General features: G+C 50.9%; 22 protein-coding genes. 6 read left to right on the top strand and 16 right to left on the bottom strand.

What is annotated here, in order from left to right:
• Positions 1–38 precede the first annotated feature (38 nt).
• A complete protein-coding gene (locus ACQUQM_RS05375) occupies positions 39–746 on the bottom strand; it encodes a corrinoid protein (protein ID WP_432473458.1) in 708 nt (235 codons plus the stop codon).
• 357 nt (positions 747–1,103) lie between these two features.
• On the opposite strand from ACQUQM_RS05375, the gene folD reads away from it, so the two are divergent.
• On the top strand, positions 1,104–1,997 hold the full coding sequence (gene folD / locus ACQUQM_RS05370) for a bifunctional methylenetetrahydrofolate dehydrogenase/methenyltetrahydrofolate cyclohydrolase FolD (RefSeq protein ID WP_432473457.1): 894 nt from the start codon (positions 1,104–1,106) through the stop codon (positions 1,995–1,997).
• Positions 1,998–2,099: 102 nt separating this feature from the next.
• Here folD and cobT read toward each other — a convergent pair whose 3' ends face one another.
• The 9 genes from cobT to ACQUQM_RS05325 form a co-directional block, all read right to left on the bottom strand.
• A complete protein-coding gene (gene cobT, locus ACQUQM_RS05365; protein WP_432474801.1) occupies positions 2,100–3,146 on the bottom strand; it encodes a nicotinate-nucleotide--dimethylbenzimidazole phosphoribosyltransferase in 1,047 nt (348 codons plus the stop codon).
• Entirely contained in the window at positions 3,146–3,667 is a 522-nt protein-coding gene (gene cobU / locus ACQUQM_RS05360; RefSeq protein ID WP_432473456.1) for a bifunctional adenosylcobinamide kinase/adenosylcobinamide-phosphate guanylyltransferase, read from the bottom strand. Before cobU ends, cobT begins: the two co-directional genes overlap by 1 nt.
• 207 nt (positions 3,668–3,874) lie before the next feature.
• On the bottom strand, positions 3,875–4,591 hold the full coding sequence (locus ACQUQM_RS05355) for a glutathione S-transferase family protein (RefSeq protein ID WP_432473455.1): 717 nt from the start codon (positions 4,589–4,591) through the stop codon (positions 3,875–3,877).
• Complete coding sequence (locus ACQUQM_RS05350) at positions 4,588–5,364, bottom strand: hypothetical protein (RefSeq protein WP_432473454.1); 777 nt, start codon at positions 5,362–5,364, stop codon at positions 4,588–4,590. The genes ACQUQM_RS05355 and ACQUQM_RS05350 overlap by 4 nt, the downstream gene beginning before the upstream one ends.
• 27 nt (positions 5,365–5,391) lie before the next feature.
• Positions 5,392–7,485: a hydantoinase/oxoprolinase N-terminal domain-containing protein gene (locus ACQUQM_RS05345; protein ID WP_432473453.1), complete on the bottom strand. Its 2,094-nt coding sequence runs from the start codon at positions 7,483–7,485 to the stop codon at positions 5,392–5,394.
• Positions 7,486–8,016: 531 nt separating this feature from the next.
• Entirely contained in the window at positions 8,017–8,418 is a 402-nt protein-coding gene (locus ACQUQM_RS05340) for a DoxX family protein (RefSeq protein WP_432473452.1), read from the bottom strand.
• Between the two features lie 476 nt (positions 8,419–8,894).
• A complete protein-coding gene (locus ACQUQM_RS05335) occupies positions 8,895–9,569 on the bottom strand; it encodes a hypothetical protein (RefSeq protein ID WP_432474800.1) in 675 nt (224 codons plus the stop codon).
• A gap of 43 nt (positions 9,570–9,612) precedes the next feature.
• Entirely contained in the window at positions 9,613–10,116 is a 504-nt protein-coding gene (locus ACQUQM_RS05330) for an MFS transporter (protein WP_432473451.1), read from the bottom strand.
• 88 nt (positions 10,117–10,204) lie between these two features.
• A complete protein-coding gene (locus ACQUQM_RS05325; protein ID WP_432473450.1) occupies positions 10,205–10,945 on the bottom strand; it encodes an SDR family NAD(P)-dependent oxidoreductase in 741 nt (246 codons plus the stop codon).
• Positions 10,946–11,016: 71 nt separating this feature from the next.
• Between ACQUQM_RS05325 and ACQUQM_RS05320 the strand changes: the two genes are divergently transcribed.
• The gene (locus ACQUQM_RS05320; protein WP_432473449.1) at positions 11,017–11,655 is read left to right on the top strand and encodes a TetR/AcrR family transcriptional regulator; all 639 of its coding nucleotides are present in this window, start codon (positions 11,017–11,019) and stop codon (positions 11,653–11,655) included.
• 488 nt (positions 11,656–12,143) lie between these two features.
• Here ACQUQM_RS05320 and ACQUQM_RS05315 read toward each other — a convergent pair whose 3' ends face one another.
• From ACQUQM_RS05315 to ACQUQM_RS05295, 5 genes are all read right to left on the bottom strand, one after another.
• A complete protein-coding gene (locus ACQUQM_RS05315) occupies positions 12,144–12,347 on the bottom strand; it encodes a cold-shock protein (RefSeq protein ID WP_432473448.1) in 204 nt (67 codons plus the stop codon).
• Positions 12,348–12,595: 248 nt separating this feature from the next.
• Positions 12,596–13,066 (bottom strand): aminoacyl-tRNA deacylase, encoded by a 471-nt coding sequence (locus ACQUQM_RS05310; RefSeq protein ID WP_432473447.1) that lies wholly within the window; start codon positions 13,064–13,066, stop codon positions 12,596–12,598.
• A gap of 431 nt (positions 13,067–13,497) precedes the next feature.
• Positions 13,498–13,767, bottom strand: a complete 270-nt coding sequence (locus tag ACQUQM_RS05305; RefSeq protein ID WP_432473446.1) for a DUF1289 domain-containing protein — start codon at positions 13,765–13,767, stop codon at positions 13,498–13,500.
• A 161-nt stretch (positions 13,768–13,928) separates the two neighbouring features.
• On the bottom strand, positions 13,929–14,801 hold the full coding sequence (gene purU / locus ACQUQM_RS05300) for a formyltetrahydrofolate deformylase (RefSeq protein WP_432473445.1): 873 nt from the start codon (positions 14,799–14,801) through the stop codon (positions 13,929–13,931).
• A gap of 356 nt (positions 14,802–15,157) precedes the next feature.
• Complete coding sequence (locus tag ACQUQM_RS05295) at positions 15,158–16,270, bottom strand: SEL1-like repeat protein (protein ID WP_432473444.1); 1,113 nt, start codon at positions 16,268–16,270, stop codon at positions 15,158–15,160.
• Positions 16,271–16,528: 258 nt separating this feature from the next.
• Between ACQUQM_RS05295 and ACQUQM_RS05290 the strand changes: the two genes are divergently transcribed.
• The 3 genes from ACQUQM_RS05290 (at position 16,529) to ACQUQM_RS05280 (ending at position 20,294) form a co-directional block, all read left to right on the top strand.
• A complete protein-coding gene (locus ACQUQM_RS05290) occupies positions 16,529–16,753 on the top strand; it encodes a hypothetical protein (protein ID WP_432473443.1) in 225 nt (74 codons plus the stop codon).
• Positions 16,754–16,858: 105 nt separating this feature from the next.
• The gene (fusA, locus tag ACQUQM_RS05285) at positions 16,859–18,922 is read left to right on the top strand and encodes an elongation factor G (RefSeq protein ID WP_432473442.1); all 2,064 of its coding nucleotides are present in this window, start codon (positions 16,859–16,861) and stop codon (positions 18,920–18,922) included.
• A gap of 211 nt (positions 18,923–19,133) precedes the next feature.
• Positions 19,134–20,294 (top strand): IS30 family transposase, encoded by a 1,161-nt coding sequence (locus ACQUQM_RS05280; protein ID WP_432473441.1) that lies wholly within the window; start codon positions 19,134–19,136, stop codon positions 20,292–20,294.
• Positions 20,295–20,359: 65 nt separating this feature from the next.
• On the opposite strand, the gene ACQUQM_RS05275 is transcribed toward ACQUQM_RS05280, so the two are convergent.
• Positions 20,360–20,749, bottom strand: a complete 390-nt coding sequence (locus tag ACQUQM_RS05275) for a TetR/AcrR family transcriptional regulator C-terminal domain-containing protein (protein WP_432473440.1) — start codon at positions 20,747–20,749, stop codon at positions 20,360–20,362.
• A gap of 244 nt (positions 20,750–20,993) precedes the next feature.
• Here ACQUQM_RS05275 and ACQUQM_RS05270 point away from each other — a divergent pair, with 244 nt between their 5' ends.
• Positions 20,994–22,928 (top strand): FAD-dependent monooxygenase, encoded by a 1,935-nt coding sequence (locus ACQUQM_RS05270; protein WP_432473439.1) that lies wholly within the window; start codon positions 20,994–20,996, stop codon positions 22,926–22,928.
• Positions 22,929–23,028 lie beyond the last annotated feature (100 nt).

Genomic DNA, 23,028 nt, shown 5'->3' with positions numbered 1-23,028 from the left:
GAACTTACTTAAGAGCTCACTACAGCTATCAGTCCGGATCAGGCAGCCCGTCGCTGAGCAACCATCTCCTTTGCCATATCAACAGCAACAGCGGCATCACGACAGTAGCCGTCGGCGCCAACTGCATCACCAAACTCTTCATTCAGTGGCGCTCCGCCTACCAGTACGATGTAGTCATCGCGAATACCTTTCTCTTTCATGGTATCGATCACTACTTTCATATACGGCATGGTAGTGGTCAGCAGCGCCGACATACCCAGGATGTCGGGTTTGTGTTCTTCCAGGGCGGCAAGATAATCTTCAACCGGGATGTTGATACCGATATCGATCACTTCAAAGCCAGCGCCTTCCATCATCATCGCCACCAGGTTCTTACCGATATCGTGGATATCACCTTTAACAGTGCCGATTACCATCTTGCCGACAGACTCAGCACCGGTTTCAGCCAGCAGCGGACGAAGAATCTCCATCCCCCCTTTCATTGAACCCGCGGCAGATAGCACCTCTGGAACGAACAGAATTCCATCACGGAAATCCACACCAACAATGGCCATACCGGCAACCAGCGCTTCATTCAGAACCTTAGCCGGTGTCCAGCCCCGCTCAAGCAGGATCTCAGTACCTTCCATAACCTCTTCGCGCATGCCGTTGTAGAGATCGTCATACATCTGTTCGACAAGCTCATCATCGGGGAGAGTCGAGAGATCAAGTTCTTCTTCGTCATACATTTCTTCAACATCAGTCATCAGCCAAACCCCAACAGTTATTCAATCTTCGCCGTCTTCACTGACGGAATGTGGGTTTAGATTATGGCGAGACCGTTATTGGTGCGGGCATTCGTTGCGACTCGAAGTTACTGGAAAGCGACACCCCCAAAACAGCCGGTCGCGAGGCGCAAAAAGCAGGTCGCGCGGAAGTATGCCGCAATACTAATGAAGCCTAATCTGTATAGCTGAAAATAAGAGATCTGATCTACGTCGTTATTTGACCGCTTTTTTATACAGACCTGTTTTTATAAAGACTAAGTAAAAATAGCGACAGCAGATAACAGGCTTTGCAGATAAGCCAGTAACCAGCACCAGTAAATAAGAGACCTTACACAGATGGCACATATCATTGATGGTAAAGCGTTTGCCGCCAATCTCCGTAGCGATATCGCAGAGGAAGTGGCAAAGCTCCATGAACAGGGAATTACGCCAGGACTGGCGGTAATACTGGTTGGTGAAGACCCCGCCAGCCAGGTCTACGTGCGTAACAAAGGCAAACAAACCATCGAAGCCGGTATGTCATCCTTTGTCCATAAGCTACCGGAAACTACCTCACAGGAGACGCTGCTGGCGCTAATTGAAAAGTTAAACAACGATGACAGCGTGCATGGCATTCTGGTGCAGATCCCCCTGCCGGAACAGATAGACGCTGACACCGTGATCAACGCCATCGACCCGAAAAAAGACGTGGACGGCTTTCATCCCGTTAATGTGGGCCGGTTTTCAACCGGTGGCAATGGCACTATTCCCTGCACACCACTGGGCTGCCTGATGCTGTTGAAAGATCACTTAGGCGATCTGAATGGCAGTCGTGCGCTGGTACTGGGGCGTTCAAATATAGTCGGCAAACCCATGAGCACTTTGCTGTTAAACGAAAACTGTACTGTTACCACCGCCCACTCCCGTACCAAAGACCTGGAAGATGAGTGTCGCAGAGCCGACATTCTAATTGTTGCCGTAGGCCGACCTGAAATGGTGACAGGCAGCTGGATCAAACCCGGCGCCACTGTAATTGACGTAGGTATCAACCGCATCGAACAGGATAATGGTAAAACACGCTTAGTCGGTGATGTGCAGTTTTCCAGTGCCAGTGAAGTGGCCGGTGCGATCACCCCGGTCCCCGGCGGTGTCGGCCCGATGACCATCGCTTGTCTGTTGCTCAATACTCTTACCGCAGCCCTGAGACAGAATGAGCTGGCGATTCCACAGTGGATACCTACTCAGAACTGATCCTTTCGGGGTAGCTGACAAGCCCTCAGCGCCGGGACAGTAACACAGGTTACTGCCCCGGCAGCAGAAGCTAAACCAAAAAAAATACTTCTATTTAATCACTCAACCTTCCGCAACACCGGCATCGGCAAAGGTCGCCATACCATTATGCAGTTCGCAAGCCAGTCGCAACAGCGGCACTGCGGTTGCCGCCCCGCTGCCTTCACCCAGACGCATTCCCAGATCTAACAGAGGCAGTGCCTCTAACGCTTCAAGCATCGCTTTATGACCCGGTTCCGCTGAACAGTGGGAAAATATCAGCCAGTCTTTAACACCGGGCTGCAGCTTCACTGCGACCAGAGCCGCTGCAGTGGTTATATAGCCATCCACCAGCGCCGGCAAACCTTGTTGCGCGCAGCTGATATATGCCCCAGCCAGCGCTGCGATCTCAAAGCCACCGAGACAACGCAGAGCTTCCAGTGGATCACTAGCCAGACCTTGATAACGTATCAGCGCTTCCTGTAGCACTCTGGCTTTATGTGATACACCCGAACTATCCAGTCCGGTTCCAGGTCCCGCCAGATCGACTGGCTCAGCACCGAGCAATGCGCAGGCTATAGCAGCTGCCGAAGTCGTATTACCGATCCCCATATCACCACCGATAAACAGACCAGCACTCATTTCATGCGCCCGCAATACAGATTCACGTCCGGCATTCATCGCAATAGCCAGTTGCTCAGGCGTCATTGCATCCTGTTGGTGCAAATTAGCGGTGCCAGCGCCGGCACGGCGGTTGATCACACCCGGCAGTTCGCCCGGATCGTTCACCGTGCCGACATCGACAACCTGCAGGTCTGCACCCAGAGATCGCGCCAACACGCTGATCGCAGCACCACCCGCAGAGAAATTTGCCACCATCTGCACGGTAACTTCCTGCGGAAATGCGGATACGCCAGCTGCGACAACGCCGTGATCACCGGCAAAGATAGAAATATTGACCTGCTCCAGAGACGGCTTTTCCCGCCCCTGCATGGCGCTCAGGCGGATCGCCAGATCTTCCAGTCGCCCCAGAGACCCCGGCGGCTTAGTCAGCTGCATCTGACGTTCCAGGGCTGTTGTCTGCAGAGATGAATCCGGTGCTTTCGGGGTATTAATCAGCCATTCAATCATCACAATTTCTCGCCTTTTAAGGTATGCGGCAGGCCCGCAACAGTTAAAACCACACGATCACAGATGGCAGCTACATTTTGATGCAGCAGGCCCGATTCATCCTGAAACTGGCGCGTCATTTCGCCCATCGGCACAATCCCCATACCGATCTCATTACTGACCATGATAATCTCGCCCGGCAGCTGCCGCAGGGTTTCCAGCAAGGCATCCATCTCGCTGTTAAAATGCTTGCCCTCATCCATGAACATGATATTTGTCAGCCACAACGTCAGGCAGTCGACCAGGATACAGCGCCCTTCCCGGGCCTGCTGCTTCAGTGTCGCGGCCAGCCGCAGAGGCTCTTCAGCCAGCAACCAGTGATCAGGTCGGCGCTCACGATGCTTAGCAATTCGCTCAGCCATCTCACCATCGCCACTGGTGGCCGTAGCGATATAAATCACTTCACTGCCTGAATCCGCTGCCAGTCGCTCTGCTATGGCACTCTTTCCGGAGCGGGCTCCGCCAAGGACTAGTTGTTTCATCGGGTGTTCCTAAATTATGCTGCGCTGAGCTTTTATATCAGCCTTTTACAGCAGGCCCTTAAACCAATAAAAAGAATCAATGAAAGGAATCAACAAAAAATGTGCGCCCATTGTAAGAGCATACCCATCATAGAAAAAGCCTGAGCGGCTGCGCTATATCAAAAAGCCGAATCAAAGTGATCTTAATATTCCTGCCACCGTGTTATTTCAGGATGCCGAAACCTGCTCAGCAGGTAGCTCAGGTGGCGTCGGCTGAGTAATAAAAGGAGCCTGGATCTTATGTTGTAGAAATACCCTCTGAACTGCGGGTAGCTGCTCCAGCGCGCTCAACAAGCGCTGTAAATTTGGCAGACTGCTCAGTGCGCTGCAGGCTAACGCCTTGCCACGGGGATACAAAACAGACCAGCGACACAAAACCCCAAGATAAAAGTCCAGAATAGTCAGCTGCCGCCCCAGAAACCAGGGGCCATCGCTATACTTAGCCAACTCCATATCCAGCAAGGACAGATGACCGGCTACTCGCTGGCGGGTCTTTTCCAGCAATGGTTCTACTGCAGCTGCATCTGAGACGTGACGATCCGGATAGAACTGCACCCGCAGATCGGCATGCAGAGTATTCGACAGATAAAATAACCATTGTAAAAACCAGGCCCGTTCAGGCACGACAAGAAGCCCTGGCGCCAACTGCTGATGCTTATCAGCCAGGTGCAGTGCTATTGCCGCCGTTTCAAAAACAGGCTTATCACCATCCAGCAAAACCGGCATCAGCCCCTGCGGATTCAAGGTTCTGCGAAACTGTTCAGAGCGATGCGCTTTACTGCCACGATCGACCCACTCCAGGTCATACTCCACCGCCATCTGTTCCAGCACCATATGAATAATGATATTAGCGCTATCGGGTGCGCCATACAGGGTATAACTCACTGCTTAGAGTCCTTATAGATATGGTTGACAACAAACTGACGCATATGAAATTGGGCGTGCAGATCATCGTAATGATAACTTCGCCCAACCGGACAAGCCCTGCGGGCACGACAGCCCCGCTGAATACAATCATGCAGGGGATTCTGATCGAGAAAACGAGCACAGTCCACCACCCGGTAATCTGAACCGGTAAAAGCATCGACCGGACAACTCGTCAGACAAGGTTTTTCAGCGTAGTTCTTCTTCGCACAGAGCAGACAAGGGTTAGCTGCCTCAGCCGCTATCTGCCCCACCACCTGCCATTCTTTAATATCAAGCCACTCGTCAATATTAAGAGTATCGGTAAATGCCAACGCAAAGCGGTAAGCATGCCAGAGCCCATACTCCGGATGCAGCGTCAGCCCCAGCGGGGATGCATAGCCTGGCTCCCCCCTCCTAGCCCAGCTAAGAAAGGGATGATAAGGCGGACCACCGAAGGGAAACAGCGCCAGAGCATCAAACTCTGCCGCCAGTTGCCGGGCAAATCTGGCACTCCAGCGGTCCAGCGGATCAGGCAATCCGTCTAGATATTCCGATGACTGGCTGAAAGCAGGCCACATAGAGGCACCTGCATTACCGATCAGCAACATCGTTGCAGCGGGACGCGCCAGCCCCTCAGGCTGTGCAGGATCATCGACGGCAAGATTGAATGCGGAACGGACCAGCAATCCCTGCTCTGCTAACCGGGCTGACAGCTGCGCTATAATTGAATCCCGGCTAGCAATACGTGTCATTAAACCCATCCGCCTGACGTAATGTCATCAGTGCCGGCTAGCCGATTCGAACGACTGGCCTTTACCGGGAGACGGGTTAACTATGGCAGGCCCGCTGTCCTCTAATGTCATGGCACTGCAATCCGGTCGCCCGGTTGCGGTCGCGATGATCTCGCTATCCAGGAACAGCTCACCATCGATATCATGGGTAATATGGTTCTCCTCTTTCGAGACGACCACCTCAACAGAGATAGCACCTGCTGCCTGGGCAGCTTTCAGCGCTTGCTCTCTGACTATCTGTTCAGCACACTTCTCCGCCTCCTGAAGGCTATTAAAACGCTTCGGCTCGCCTTTATGGTACAAAGAGAACGCACCATAGGTTGGCTGGGAGATTGTCACTTTAACCCGCTGCACCACAGAGCCCATCACCGCGCCTACTGCGTTAGCTACGTTACCATGCTCCGGCAATATCAGTTCTGTACCCAGCATATCGGCCACAACAGGATAGTAACTGGCGGACGGAGCCCCCACGGCAACCAGTGGATAATCGGCGGCAAAGTCCAGATTGAACAGCGCGCCGGCCCCCGGTTCCCTCTCTGAATTAAAGATCAGCTCGGTAAGTAATCCTGCCAGATTCTGCGCTCGCGCTTCGCTCAGTTTGCCTGCCTGATGCAGACCTGCCTCTACCAATGTAGTGCTGATCTTAGTAACAATCAGTTGATAGACTTCACGACAAGGCTCTTTCGCATCGCCCAGCTCCCACTTACCCATGCCATACAGGTTACGCAGCTGCCTGGCCCACACTTTAGCCGCAAGTTTTGCGGTATCGCTGCACCAATGCTTACTCAAACCCAGCACATGGGCCACATCCGATGGTGTGAAGCCACTGTAGATTGCGAGACCGGCGCGCTGCAGTATTGCCAGGGAGCGACCCAGCTGGCGATCTTCCATCACTGCAGTTTCCAGTTCCAATGGTCCATCTGCCAGCCGGTCCCATGCATACCGCTCATCTTCACTGAGCTGGTTCAGCAGCACTTCATTGGCTTCGAGTCGCATCACAAAACGGTTATTACGCGCGTTAGGATAATCATTCAACTGATGTTCCAGACGTTCCAGCACCCAGGGATGCTGATGACCCAACAGACACATCGGCACCACCCGGCGCGGACCGATACCGATCCCCTCCGCGGTGCTGTAATGCACTTCGCTATCGCCACCCAGACCAACAGAGTACACCCGTACAGCCTCAACCATCGGCTGCCAGTCACCGACCCGTGCGCCTTCAGAACACAGCTGCGGCTGACCATCGGTAACGATTGCAATATCAGTGGTGGTACCGCCCATATCAGCAACAATGGCGTTTTTCAGTCCACTCAGGGCACAGGCGCCAACCACACTGGCGGCGGGCCCGGAAAGAACTGTCGCTACCGGTTGCTGCAGGGCTGTATCAGTATTCACCAGCGAACCATCGCCTTTTACGATCATCAGCGGCGCGTGAATCTGGTGATGACTGAGAATCTCTTTAACTGAACTGATCAGACGCTGGATATAAGGCACCATCCGGGCATTCAATACCGCCGTCAGTGCACGCTGTGGAGCACCCAGACTGCTGGCCAGTTCATGGCCGCAAGCCACAGGCTTACCGGCGAGTTCTTCAACCAGTGAGCGTAAGCGCACTTCATGGCTGGTATTTCTGGTGCCAAACATGCCCGAAATAGCAAATGCGGACACCTTATCTTTGCGCTCCAGAATGGCTGCTCGCGCGCGTGCTTCGTCCAAAGGCTCGTTCTCATCACCATTTGCATCGTGCCCCCCGGACAACAGAACCGCTCCCTCTTCGGTGACAATATCCAGCAAGCCACTCTGGGCAACCTGGCGTTCGTTATAACCGGGCAGCAACACACAAACCGGCGCCCCTTGCCCCTCAACAACGGAATTTGTTGTTAATGTGGTAGACAGTGCAACCAGGGTGATCTCTTGTAACATTTCAGCAGGCAATCCAGCCAACGCATTACCGATACCGATAGTCAGGTCATAACGTGTAGTCAGGCTTTTGAAGGTAGCCACAACCTTTTGCTGGTCATCGACCAACACTGCATCTGTATAGGTGCCACCTGTATCTATACCCAAACGAAAAGCCATACCTTACCTCTAAAATAAAAACCTGGGCCAGGGTACAAGCTATCAGGAACAGACCAACCTAAAGGAGTTTGCTAGCGGCACAAACTGTTCGCTGAGCGACATTAAACCTTACTTGTAAGAGGGGTACCGGTGCAGTTCAGCAAAGCCCTACTCGATAACAACCAGTCAAGGCTTAAATAAGCTGACAACAGTATTAATCATTACACAGCGAAATTATTCAAATATAAAAACCATTCTGCTGATGGGCAATTAATCCAGGCAGGGCCTGGTTTGCTTTCGACCCAAACAGGTCATAGCCGGGTCGCCTGATTGAGGTTTGAGGATGGGCTATTCAACAACGAAGTAAAGGAGCAGACGTTAGTACTAACGTTCCGAGCGTCTGCTATCGGCAGGTCACGACCTCTATAAAGCCACCGCGGATTAGCAATAACGCCTCAAGAAGAAGCAGCCAAGAGCATAAATATCAGGACCCATAGTTGTTGCGATCAAAAGTAGCTTCCAAGTTAATCCGAGGTTGTTTCTGGTTCTTCGTCAGTCGCTCTTAATGGCGTAGCGGCCACTACCTAAGAGGGCGATTGCAACAGCGCCGAATAGAAAACTACCCTGTAGCTCCAGCGCCCAGCCGCCGTTCTTGGTTAGCATGAACAGTTCTTCTGTATGCACCAGGCCGATGGCGAACAGCATGTTGCAGACAATCACCAACGCGGCGAAGCGGCAGTATACACCGCCGATAAGCAGTAACGGAGCGACAACCTCGCCTACAAATACACCGTAGGCGATAAAGCCGGGCAGGCCGTTGTTGGCCAGTTGGCCGGCGATAAAGTCGAGGGAGCCGGGGTTATCGATCTTGGCGACGCCATGGAGCAGTATTAGAATACCCACTGTCAGGCGCATGATCAGCTTGCCCAGATCATCGTTTTTAAGTAAATACATCAAGGTATTGGCTCCTTCTTCTATTCCATTTAATGGCTCTTTTGACCGCTCAGGCTGTGAGAAAATCCGGCGCTACTGCGTAAAAGTGTAGGCGATACAGTACATAATGGTAGCAGCCTATTCGGGGAGGCTGCCCATTTAGCGCCAATATAACGACCTGAGGTTTTCCTGATATTCGACTGAAAACGAGTTGAAACATGGATAGGCAATCTATCAGCGTCCTCTTTGGTGCGCTTTTGTTGATGCGAGAGAGCACTGGTCTGTAAAGCTTTAATGACGGGTATGTGCCAAGAGCAGTCATGAGAGTTCTGGTGATTCGCGCTTTTAGTCAGCCTTCTGGAGATTGAAAAGCGGACAAAGGGTAAAGCTGGCACTGAGGGCTGATAATACCCTGACTTATTATTTTTAATAGAACCATATCATGCACTTTCATCGAAATAACGTTGGCTTACTAAACTATTCAAAGCTGCGTTAGATTACCCAGCATCCGAACGGGGCCTATCCACAACCATCACAATAGTGATAAAAAATGCGACAGCAGCCGCTGCTGCACCAACATAGCCAGCAGCCACCACGCCGTAGTGAGTCACAGCAACACCACCTAAAGTCGCACCAAAGCCTATGCCGAGATTGCAGGCGGAAATATTCAACGATAAGGCGAAGGCTTCCGCTCCTCGACCGGCCTGCATTACGCGAATTTGACTGACAACAAATGCAGCTAAATGCGCAGAACCCCACAATCCGACAACCAAGATTAACCCAAACAGACTCTTTCCTGCGGATGCAATTAAAGCCATAGCAATAGCTAAAGCGAACGAGACCCAAGCAGACGCCGCAATTGGGTCACGGTCTACAACACGCCCGGAAAGCCAATTCCCTAACACCCCGGCAAGCCCAAAGCCCATCAGTACCCAGCCAATCGTCGACCCATCGATACTGGCCAAAGTTCCGAGCAGAGCAGCAATATAGGTATATCCGGCAAACATACCTGCGAACAGGACACATGACAGCAAGAGGTGTATCAAGAGGTTTCGCCGCCGCAGTAGAGAGACCTCAGTCAGCAGCGATGATTGCTTTGCAATTACCATGCTTGCACGTGGGAACCAGAGAGCAATAAGACCTGCCGAGATTAGGCCCAGCAGCGCAAGCACTGCAAAACTCGCTGGCCAACCCACCTTGTCTGCTGCTATCGCACTAAGCAGGCATACCTAGAATAGTGGTGGCAGCCACTCCTAAATTGACACGAGAGATAGCCCACCCCTTACGCTCAGAGCCTGCTATCCGGGCGGCCTCTACAGCAGCGACGCTGACAATGGCAGGTAAGAGACTACCCTGTAACACCCGGGTGGCAATAACTATGTAGTAATGTGGAGCTAATGCAATCGCAAGGTTACCTGCGGCGAAAGCGATCGCTGAAGCAATAAGGAAATCACGCGGGTTGTAGCGAGAAGCGAGTATTGTCAACACAGGACCAAGCAACGATGCTGCAAGCGCAAAGCAGGTGACAAACCAGCCAGCGTCAGAGAGCGGTACATTGAGATCTGTGGCCATTTCAGGCAACAAGCCTACGACAACGAATTCCGACGTGACAATCACAAACATCGTGAAAGCAAGCAGGCTAATAGCTAAAGTGATTGAGGATTCGCACGCTTTAACACCAATCTGCGTAACGTCCGATTTCGCGACATTCATGTCCATATTGATCAAACCAAAGTGTGCTTTACTGGGTGGGAAAAGAGGACGCAGACTCGACGGCCCGCATCCAAGTGAGCGCTTAAATCAGCGATCATGCATTGGTGCCACCATCGATGGTAAGACCGGCACCGGTTATAAAACGACTTTCATCACTTGCAAGCCAAGAGACAAAGCCAGCAATATCATCTGGCTCACCAAAGCGGGGAATTGCCATAAGGCTGCGCTGCACATCTGCGTACTCACCATTGGCAGGATTCATGTCAGTGTCTGTCGAACCAGGATGCACGATGTTAACAGTGATGCCTCTAGGTCCAAGGTCACGAGCCAGGCCCTTTGTAAACCCTATAAGAGCTGACTTACTGAGACTGTATAGGCTTACTCCCGGCATAGGCACGTGCTCAGCCAGGTTACTACCGATCGAAATAATTCGACCACCTTCGCCCATATGTGCAGCGGCTGCCTGGGAAGCGACGAATACAGCTCGCACGTTAACACCTAGCGTCTGTTCGAAGTCATCAAGCGTTAGCTCATCAATTGGCTTCACGACAAAAATGCCAGCATTGTTAATGAGGATATCGAGCTGGCCCAACTCAGCAACAGTCCTCTCCACAGCCGCCTGAATGGCGGAAGGATCAGAGTTATCCGCAGCTATCGCCAGGCTTTTACGACCCACTTGTTCGATCTCGGCAACGACAGTATTCGCCTTATCTCCCGAACTGTTGTAAGTCAGCGCAACATCCGCACCCTCATACGCTAAACGTCTGGCGATTGCGGCTCCCATACCCCTGCTACCGCCAGTCACCAATGCCACCTTGCCTCTCAATCTACTCATGTTAACTTCCTATTTATGTAACGACTGATACATAATATAATAAGCCCTATGACTTAGATCAAGGCGTTTTTGTGTCGATTAATACAAAAAGGAATTCATCCATGACAAAACGAGGCCGACCGCGGAACTTTGACCGCTCCGCTGCACTACAGAAGGCAATGGAAGTGTTCTGGGCACAGGGGTTTGACTGCACATCCATGCCGGACCTAATAAACGCAATGAAGATCAATTCTCCTAGCATCTACGCGGCATTCGGAAGCAAGGAAAAGTTATTCCATGAAGCTGTTGAACTCTATAGTGCAACTGAAGGAGGACGGATCTGGGGAACCATGACAACTGAGCCGACAGCACGTTTGGCTATCAAAGCCATGCTTCGAGCAAGCGCTGAAGAGTTTACTCGATCCAACAAACCGCGTGGTTGTCTCATCGTACTCGGAGCACTACATGCCGAAGGCGGAAATGAAGCCATTCGCAGAGCGCTGCAAGAGCGTCGTGCGCAATGTATGACAGTGCTGCATTCGCGATTAGAACGAGGTGTTAGTGATGGCGAGTTACCTAACGGGCCAGACTGGCGGGAAATCGCAACTTTCTACACCGTAATTCAACAAGGTATGTCGATACAGGCACGCGATGGGGCCTCACGAAAAGATCTCCTTGCTGTTGCAGACTATGCCATGGCAGCGTGGGACGGGATCATCTCTTGTGCCTAGCGAATTACAACCGAGACGCCCTTCTCATCAAGGGGATCACACAGGGGCTTCCTTTATTTAACATAATTATTTATTTCGCGTATTCGCTTTTGTCAGCTTTGACAATTAGAACATAGTTATTAAATCTAGTTTTTGGGCCTGAGCTTGCAATGTCCGCTATAGAGAATCTGAATCGATGCGGGTGAGTCCTGCCAGGGCGAGACTTTATGTCCGCTGTGTGTGTCGGTAAGCGACCCTCTGCACGTTCCCAGGATGCTGATGGTCGGTTACGTGCCAATAGCGGACGCTGAATGTTTACCTATCCGAGCTTCAGGTTACGGCTCCAGTGACAAAGAGGAGGCATTAGGGGCAGCTTTGGGCGGTGCATCAGAGTTCAACCGTTTTACACAGAACGGTCACTCGTGGGCAACTAATAGTGATAACACTAACAACAGGCATCCACCTTATAGCGTCGCCTGGCTGTTATTTCTATGTGTTGCAGCTTAAAATTAAATCGGCACAACATTATTTGCACACGGCCCCTTCTGACCTTGTCCGACTTCGTATTCTACTTTCTGGCCTTCATCGAGTGTTGTATAGCCCCCCGTCTTGATTTCAGAGTGGTGCACGAACAGATCCTTGCCTCCATCGTCCGGAGTGATAAAACCGAAACCTTTGTCTGCATTGAACCACTTTACTGTACCCTTACTCATACCGTACTGTCCTAATTTATTGATGTCCGCATGCACTTTATTTCCCTCTCTAGCTTAGTATCGGCACTGCTCACAGGCAAGTAGAGCTATGATCTTCCGCTAAACACCATTATGGCCCATGGCCACCAACATAAATTACTGCACCGTAATTCTCTGATGAGATATCTATTAGTTTCAATGTATCTGCCAATGCTGCTTGAGGGGTGACGTCATCGTTGAAGCGTGTAGTTGCTTCTGCTTCTCACTGATCAGTCACTATGACTATAGTAGCCGTGTCGTACACCACCCAACAATGCTCGAAAATCATCCCCCGTCGTGTGGACCAGTTGCTCATGGTCACCCGCCTCAAAATAAACGTTGGCAAGACTGGTCAGCGCCTGGTCAAGGAACGTCTCGACGCCATAAGCAGGGCCAAGGGGCGGGACTGCCCCTACCTCGCAATCGCTGAACAGTTTTGCGAGTTCGTCTTCAGTAGCGAGATGAAAATCCCGGTTGAATTCCTTTCGTAAATGCTCTATCTCAACCCAGTTACTAGCCGGAACCACGACCATGGCATAGCCGGCAGTATCCTTAACAAGGACGGCCTTGGCGATATGATCTTCACTCACATGAGTGGCTTCGGCTGTTTCGTGACTGGATCCTGTGTGAGGATGCGATACCAGACCGTACTCAACGGAATGGTGTTCAAGAAAATGTTGTACGGTTTCTGCGACTGCCATCTTCTGCTCCCTTATGTAAAATTTAAGAGCTCTTCTGTTTAATTCTAAGTGTAGTGCCTGCAAGGGTAGATGGAATAGTGGACTATCAAATCGATGAGAAAGCTGGTGCCGGTCCCTCGCTGTGCCAAGCCCCCAGTCGTGATAACGATATAAAACAGTCGAGCCGATCCGCATTCGGGGGATGATCTCTCTACGCATGCCGTCAACCTGCGACACTGAACGTTGGCTTTGGGTCGATAAGGGTCCAACCGTGTTGCTCCAGAGAATGTCCGCTTTGGAGGAGTTAGGCGGCTGAGTACCATACTTGGGAAGTCGCCCTTAATGTATTCTCTGTACCGAAAGCAGACCGGGCAATTAACCCCCTGCTTTGGTTAATTGCCCGCTCTGCAGTGAAAATAGTTTTTTAAATCTTAATTCCACTGTCGCCAGCGTCAGGTACGGCGCCGACTGCGACGGGCCGAACCACCCCGCTCTGCCCGGCGACGCTCAATCAGCTGTTTCACCCGGTCAGGCATCTCAGCTTCCAGTCCGGCACGGGTACCTGCATCAAACGCCTGCCACTGTTCAATCTCTGTATCAGTCCGGCCACAACCAAAACACCAACCGGTATTTTCGTCTGATTTACAGACACCAACACAGGGAGACATCTCTGCCTCTGCGATCAACTCTTCATCGGTCAGATGTTGCTCTTCAACTGTCATGATCTCATCACCCTACTTACTTTGCATAAACAAATTCAGCAAAAACAAAATCGCAGGGTAGCTGCACAGATGATTCCTGTCAGTTACCCTGCTCCTGATTATCAGTGCAGATTGCGCAGTTATTTTCTGTCGCTTATCCGTCGCTGCTTATTCGCTGCTACTTACTCGCCGCTAAAGACCACTGTCTTATTGCCATACAGAAACACCCGCTGTTCACAGTGCAGTTTTACTGCACGGTTTAGCGTCATACGCTCGGTATCACGCCCTTTTGCCACCAGACGTTCAGGGGTAAAACTATGATCAACAGGCTCGATTCCCTGGGTGATAATAGGACCTTCATCCAGATCGCTACTAACATAATGCGCGGTAGCCCCCACCAGCTTAACGCCCTTATCAAACGCCTGATGGTAAGGTTTGGCACCTTTAAAGCCCGGCAACAGGGAGTGGTGGATATTGATTGCACGACCTTCCAGCTTTTTACACAGGTCGTTCGACAAAACCTGCATATAACGGGCAAGCACTACCAGATCCGCTCCGGCTTGCTCAATAACCTCCATCATCTGTGCTTCTTGCTGTGGCTTTGTTTCTGCAGTGATTGGCAGGTGATGGTATGGAATGCCATGCCATTCAGCCAATTCTTTCAGATCAGGATGGTTGGAAATAATCGCAGGAATCTCAATATTCAGAGAACCGGTACGGTAGCGATACAGCAGGTCCTGCAAACAGTGATCATATTTTGAAACCAGAATAACCACTTTTTCCGGTACACTGGCATCACGTAGTTCCCACTGCATATCGAATTTAGCCGATGCTTCCGCGAACTGGGATTTCAGCTCTTCGATTGGCAGCGCATCTACGCTGTCATTTTTGAACTCAACCCGAATAAAGAACCGGCAGGCCTCTGTATCATCAAAGGTGTGCATCTCATGGACGTAGCACTGTCGTTCACATAGAAAACGGGTCACAACATCCAGCGAGCCGATAACACCTTTGCAGGTGGCGGTCAGAATATAATTCGGTGTTTCTCTGTTCATAGCTGTTCCTTTAACATTATCATCGCACTGCTGAAGCAGAACGGCAGGCCCCGCATTATTTGATTCAGCTCCTGCCAACACAGCTCTGTGCGCCCCGGGAACTAACATGAGATCATAATAATCAGAGGACATTCGCCGGTACTACTTGCGAGCGACTCGATACAACGCAGATGCGACAACCCAGCAGCTGTCTACGACAACATGAGCAATAAATGATTTAAACGGAGGCAACTCTGAGTGTTTGAAAAACTATGAGCGCATCTGGTAACCGGGACGATTAAAGAACTGCAGATTGAGTCTGCGACTATATTACGACGAGCCAATAAATCCACAAAACAAAGCAGCTATCAGCCCATTCACGGCTGTCTGTATACGCCACGCTCACCGAGCCACTCGTAAGCCCGCTCTTGTGCTTTATTACGCTGGGAAGGAGTCATTGCCTGAGCAACTAAATCACGTATTTTTGGATCCCCACCTCTTAGCGTTGCGATAATTAACCACATGAGGGCATGCACTTTATCTTCGGCGACCACCTCACCCAGTAAATAGATACTGCCGAGCTTTTCCATAGCCGTGAGGTCACCTTGCTCAGCAGCAAGATTTAACCACTTGATAGCGGTCTGGAAATCCTGAGGTTTGCCCTTGCCATAAAAGTACATCATGCCAAGGATAAGCCGGGCCTGAGGGTGTGCCTGCTGAGCAGCCAGAGAGACCCACTTTGCGGCTTCTTTATAGTCCTGCTGTTCGCCAATTCCGAAGGCATATCGGTTACCCAAAATGAACTGAGCTTCGGCAAGTCCCTGTTCGGCGGCAAGCTTGTACCACCGGGTCGCGGCCTGATCATCCTGGCTAACCCCACGTCCACCGCTAACCATATAGCCCATGTTGTATTGAGCTTCGGCAAGGCCCTGTTCAGCAGCAAGCCTGTACCACTTAACCGCAGCCTCGTTATTCTGGGCTATTCCCAAACCGGAGGCATAGAACATACCCAGGTAAAACTGTGCGTACGACCAGCCCTGCAGGGCTGAAAGGGTAAACCATTTTGCTGCAACGTTGTCGTTCTGTGGCACGCCATGCCCCCTGGCATACATGATTCCCAAATTATTCTGGGCAAATAAATCCCCCTGCTCTGCGGCAAGTGTCACCCACCTGGCAGCCACTTCATTGTCCTGCTGAACGCCCCAGCCATTGGCATACATGATCCCCAGATTGTTCTGAGCACTTGCATCACCTTGCTCAGCACGAGAAGCCCAGAGTGTCAGCCCACTTTTATAATCTCCCGTATCAATCACCTGCTGTTCCTGCGGTGAACCTATCGCCATCTGGTACTGAAAATTTGCAGAGGAAGCATAGAGCGGTACTGAGAAAAACAGTAAATGGACTAAAAAGATCAGCAGGCAGGGTAAACGGCAACACTTTCGTATGAAGCGCGCTTTTGTAACAAAGATTCCTTCAGGAACAGTCGACATATTGCACCTCCAGAAACAGACCGCATATCTGGAATATAGCAGATGGAACGCCTGGAAAAGGATCTTCGATTTAGCCGCTACTGGAACTATAGCGACAAGATATTGCTACTAATGCTGTTTGGTCAGTAACTACACAAAGCAGAGCTCAAGGCTAGAGCTGATCAGGATCAATGAATCATCAGCAGACCATGATCACTGGCAACTTATAAATCCCTTCTACACTTTGAATTCTGTTAACTGAAAAGGGGGTGAGACGACATGCATCCAGGTGATCAGCAATTGCCCGGCATATCCAGAATCCAACAACAGGCCAGGCAGTTGAAATTACAGAGTGCTTTGACGGAGAGCCAGTCCCTCAACCAGGCAGACCATGAGCACGGTTTCAGTGATTACCAGGCTTACCTGGATGCAGTGCGTAAGAAAGCCATCCAGATGATGCTTTGTCAAAACAACCAGCGACTGGCACAGCGATCCTTTTCCTAAACCCGTCTTGAATCAGCCCTGTTCGATAAGTCCGCTATTGGCTATTCTTGAAGTAACTTTTACGTGTTTTATCCCATAATCAGATATCCGTAAAGGAGATGGACAGTGCCTCGATTTACAACAGAAAATATTCGCAATATTGCGCTTATGGGCCATGCGGGGTGCGGCAAAACTTCGTTGACGGAACAATTGTTGCTCGCCTCAGGCGCTATCAATACTGCCGGCAGCATCGAACGCGGTTCCACTGTCTGTGACTTTGACCCTCAGGAGCGCAAACTGCAACACTCGCTGGACTCTGCCCTGTGCAGCTTTGATCACGCTGGCAGCCACATCAACCTGCTCGATACGCCGGGGTACCCGGATTTTGCCGGGCGTGCCATCAGTGTCTTGCCCGCCGTCGACAGTGTCGCAGTGTGCATCAATGCCCAGATGGGAATCGAACAGATAACCCAGCGTGTTATGGAAGTAGCCGCCGACCGTAAGCTGTGCCGTATGATTGTAATCAACAAAATCGACACCTCCCATCCTGACCTGACAGTGCTGCTGCAGCAGATTCAGGCGCAATTCGGGCCTGAATGTCTGCCCATCAATCTGCCTGCGGCCGGGGCAGATAAAGTGGTGGATTGCTTTTTCGAGCACGGTGAACAAGGCACGGCATTCTCCTCAGTCGCAGAGGTGCACACCGCCATTGTCGACCAGATAGTGGAGCTGGACGAAGATTTAATGCAGCTCTACCTGGAACAGGGAGAGGAGCTCAGTCCGGAGCAGCTACACGCCCCCTTTGAGCTGGCCCTGCGAGAAAGCCACCTGGTGCCGGTCTGTTTTGTCTCTGCCCGTTCCGGTGCAGGGGTGCCGGAACTACTGGATATTTTCGCCCGCCTGATGCCCAATCCGCTGGAGGGCAACCCACCATTTTTTTTTAGGGGAGAGGCACCCGATGAGGTGCCTGTAACAGTGCAACCTGACCAGGACAAACACGTAATCGCCCACGTTTTTAAAGTCAGCGTGGATCCCTATCTGGGACGCTTGGGGGTATTCCGTTTACACCAGGGCAGTGTCAACGCGCAGACCCAGTTATTTATTGGCGATGGCCGCAAGCCGTTTAAGGTAGCTCACCTGCTGAAACTGCAGGGTAAGCAGCATTCAGAAATCCAGTCGGCAGTGCCGGGAGACATCTGCGCTGTAGCCAAGGTTGATGATATCCACTTTGATGCGGTGCTACACGACTCCCACGACGAGGACTACTACCATCTCAGCTCCCTGACGTTACCTCCACCGATGTGCGGCCTGGCCATCACGCCCAGCCGTCGGGGCGACGAACAAAAATTATCGGATGTGTTACACAAACTGGCATCGGAAGATCCCAGCATGCGGGTAGAGTTCAACGCCGCACTACACGAAACGGTGATCTACGGATCCGGGGATCTGCATCTGCGTATGTTGCTGGAAAAAATGAGCGATCTGTACAATATCAATGTGGAAACGGCACCACCCAGCATCGCCTATAGGGAAACCATTACCGGAAAAGCAGAAGGTCACTTCCGCCATAAAAAGCAGACCGGCGGTGCGGGCCAGTTTGGTGAGGTGTTTTTAAGGGTGGAAAGCCTGCCACGGGGTGAGGGTTTTGAGTTTGTGAACAAGGTGGTGGGCGGAGCCATTCCGTTCCAGTTTATTCCAGCGGTAGAAAAAGGAGTGAGACAGGTGCTTGAAGGTGGCGCGATTGCCGGTTTCCCGCTACAGGATATCCGGGTCACGGTTTACGATGGCAAACACCACTCGGTGGATTCCAAAGAGATAGCCTTCGTAGTGGCAGGCAAAAAGGCATTTCTGAATGCAATCCAACAAGCCAACCCGATTATACTGGAGCCCATAGTGGATATTGCGATTTCAACGCCGGATAGCTGTTTAGGCGATATTACCGGAGATATCTCCTCTCGCAGGGGGGTGATCAATGGCACTACGGTATTACCACGGGGTCAGGTGGAAATATCCGCCCAGGCGCCCCGCTCGGAGCTCGACGGCTACGAGTCGCGGCTGAAATCCATAACGGGAGGCAAAGGCAGTTTCACCATGGCGCTGAGCCACTATGACCCGGTACCTGATAAAGTGCAGGACAGGCTGATTGCAGATAGTAGTTCCGTAAGCCGGGTGGACATAAACCCGCGATGAGACTAATAAGTGCTATTGAATCTAGCTGAGCAAATTAATTGATATCATCAGCACTATAGCGAGCATCCAAAATATTAGGAGAGCTAATCAGAAGTCAGCTGATGACACATAGCGGTCTTTATAGCTTGGAGCGTCGAACTTCCGCAAACGACTGTGGTTTCAATGAGTCAATGCAACACCTATCTTTAATTGAAAGATGGAGTGTTGGAATATGGCGAGAAGACCTAGATTAAAGTACACGCATTCACTGAAGGCGGAGATATGGGATAGATACGAGGCAGGATATTCTTTGTGGTCTATCGCTCGTTCGATTGATCGCTCATCCTCCTCGATCTACCGCCAACTTGCCCCCACTGGTGGAATCCGACCTCCAGAAAGGAAACGATCAAAGAATGCACTCTCTATGACCGAACGAGAAGAGATCTCTCGGGGTATCGTCGCGAACCTATCAATCCGTACCATTGCATTAAATCTAGGACGATCACCTTCAACTATCAGCCGTGAGATTAATCGCAATGGTGATTATGACAGCTACCGAGCAACACAAGCTGATCAAAATGCTTGGGATCGGGCACTTCGCCCAAAACGGTGTAAGCTGGCAGTTCATCCCGAATTAGGGAAAATTGTGGAATCAAAGCTCAGACTACAGTGGTCTCCAGAACAAATCTCGGGGTGGCTTAAACGGGAGTACCCTGATGAAGAGAGTAGCCAAGTGTCGCACGAAACCATTTATCGCAGCCTATTTGTACAAGCCCGTGGGGCTTTAAAGAAAGAGCTTCAACAATACCTGCGTTCAAAGCGAACTATCCGTCGGGCTAAAAGCTCGAGCTTAAAGGGTGATGGTTTAGGACGAGTCCCCAATGCTGTACCTATCAGTGAAAGACCTGCATCAGTTGAAGATCGCGCAGTACCAGGACATTGGGAAGGTGACCTCATAGAAGGCTCTAAAAATAGCTGTATAGCAACATTGGTGGAAAGGCACTCTCGTTATGTGATGTTGGTTAAACTGGAAAATAAAAGAACAGAAACCGTTGTCTCTGCGCTGATCGAGCAAGCAAAACAATTACCAGATGAACTTTATAAATCGTTAACTTGGGATCGTGGTACAGAGATGAAAGCTCATCAGCGATTTACCATGGAGACCGATATACAGGTTTATTTCTGTGATCCTCAAAGCCCTTGGCAACGAGGTTCGAATGAAAATACCAACCGTTTATTACGTCAATATTTACCAAAAGGCACTGACTTGTCTGTTCACTCACAATCAGATTTAAATGAAGTTGCGCGTCAGTTAAACGAACGACCTAGAAAAACACTGGACTATGTAACACCTGCTGATAAATTTAACGAGTGTGTTGCAACGATCCACTGAATTCACAACCCAAAGCGGACATCATTGATAGAGCAGAAAAGTAGATTCTTTCTACCCCCTCACCTTCAGTCCTCTATAGCTGAACAAATCAAGCTAAGGGGGCCTTCAATGCAATCCGACGATAAAGCATCTGGTTTACACTGCATGGCTAAAGCCACCCCATGTATATAATCAACTAATAAACCCAGAGCTTGCGTGAAGGCTGTTTGTGTAAGCTGAAGTGGAGCTAGAGCAATCGCCAAACGTTGATTGAACAACTGCGCTGGCCCGAAGGTGTCCATAGACAGCAAGGTTTCTAACAATCCTGGATAGATTCCCAATAGCTCTAGGTAGCTTTTGCACAGCCGCTCCAACTCAGCTTGCCACTTACCTCCTGCTTTTGGCTCATTGATGTTCTCGATCAGAGAAATGGTTACTGCTTCAAGCAGTTCCGACTTATTTGAAAAGTTAAGCATGCTGCTGCGGGCATAGCAGCCCATACGAAGCTTGAGGCCATGCGAGAGAAGCCTCTTGAGCGAGTGGTGATTAGAAAAAAAAAGCCGGCTTCCCTTATTAGTCCTGGTCCTGTGCGACACCACACTTTCTGATGTACCTCTGCTCGAAATGTTCTTGCATGGGTCGCGTTATCTGAATATTATTAATATATTAACTACTGGTCAGTACATCAACAGCAGGACCAAAAGCTAGGAGGATCGCGTAATGCAATATCATCTGAATGGGTTCAAACCCGGTAATTACCAGGTTCCCGATGAGGCTAGAAAGCCTTACCCCGAGCCACCGATTGTAGACCTGCCTAATGAAGTTGATGTCCTGATTATCGGCACCGGCCCTGCAGGCTTGACCATGGCAAGGCAGTTATCTGAGTTTTCTGACATTAAAACATGCGTTGTTGACATGGAACCCGGCCCCTTGCTGTTTGGACGCGCAGACGGGATCTCCTGTCGCACTATGGAGATAATGGAGGCCTTTAATAGCAGTGAAATGGTGGTTAAAGAGACCTACCAACTGAAACAAAACACATTCTGGGAGCCGGATGAGGCCAATCCTGAGAACATCAAGCTTACGCACAAGATCGCCGATGCCCGAGCAGGGCTTTCCGAGTTTGTACACGGCATTGTTAATCAGGCGCGCCTGCATGAGTTGCTGGTTGATGGCATGGAAAGATCGGTCACCCACCTCAGCCCTCATTACAGCCGTGAACTGGTTGAGATGAATATTGACGAAAGCCTCACCCAGGATCTTGATGCCTACCCTATAACGGCAACCTTCAAGAGAGTCGACGACGCAGGAGCCGGTAAAACCGAAACGGTTAAAGCGCGTTACATTGTTGGCGGCGACGGTGCTAGAAGCAACGTTCGCAGAAGCATGGATATCCCTCTGGAAGGCGATTCTGCCAACAAAGCGTGGGGCGTCATGGATATTCTGTTGAACACGGACTTCCCAGACATCCGCGTTAAGAGCTTTATTCAGTCAAAAAAACACGGTGCGGTTATGACCATCCCGCGCGAAGGCGGCTATCTATGCCGGTTCTATGTAGAGCTGGACCTGCTCGGCAAAGACAAGCGTGCTAAGGATGTCAAACTGACCGAGCAAGACCTCATCGCCAAAGCTCAGAAGATTTTTCACCCCTATACACTGGATGTAAAAGAAGTGGCTTGGTGGTCAATCTATGAGGTCGGCCAACGTATTGCGGAGCGCTTTGATAATCGCCCAACAGGGAGTTCAGAGGATATTATTCCTCGTGCATTTGTTGCCGGCGACGCTTGTCACACGCACAGCCCCAAAGGCGGCTGGGGTTTGAATACCTCGCTACCTGACACCTTTAATCTGGGCTGGAAGCTGGCTGCCGTACTTCAGGGCAGAAGCCATCCAAAGTTGCTGAGCACCTACGGTACGGAGCGACGCAAAGTGGCGCAGCAGTTGATCGACGCCGACCGTGAGCTGTCCAGGCTGGTAGCTACTCGCCCCACTTCAGGTGATGACTCAGAGCAGGCAAGAGTTGACACGGCCAAGATCGAGGCCTTTATGAAACGACAAAGCGGTTTTGTCTCCGGAACATCGATTGAATATTATCCGTCGTACATTTGCACAGGTCAGGAGAACCAGCATTTGGCCACTGGCTTTAACATTGGCCAGCGCTTCCACTCGGCTGAAGCAACTCGCGTAGCCGACGGTAGAAGCCAGCACTTGGGGCACTTAGTCAAAGCGGATGGTCGCTGGAGGATCTTCCTGTTTGGCGATACGCAAGACCCTACAGACCCTTCGTCAGCTGCATATCAATTCATCGACTTCTTGGCCAACGATGAGTCTTCACCGGTGCAAAAATACACACCGAAGGACTCTGATATTGACTCGGTCTTTGATACTTATGCTGTATTCCAGCAACAGGATTTGTCAATGCACGACATGCATGACTACCTGTGGCCTGCGAAAGGCAAGTACGGGCTGCGGGACTATGAAAAGGTATTCCACGCTGAAGAAAACAATGACATCTATGACCTGCGCGGGATTGATCGTTCCGCTGGCTGCATAGTGATTGTGAGGCCTGACCAGCACATAGCCTCTATCATGCCCGTCACGGCACACGAAGAGCTTACGAAGTTCTTTAATATCTTTATGATTGACCAGAGGTAATAACCTCATCGCGTGATCAAATGCACCTCTAAGCCCGCCGGTTCTAATTTGGCGGGTTTTTTAATCCCTCGCTGGAGAAGCCCAAGTCTCGGAACACCGA

Source organism: Amphritea sp. HPY (genome assembly GCF_050870985.1).
In the GTDB taxonomy this organism is placed as follows: Bacteria; Pseudomonadota; Gammaproteobacteria; order Pseudomonadales; family Balneatricaceae; genus Amphritea.
This window is presented reverse-complemented; position numbering and strand designations above follow the sequence as displayed.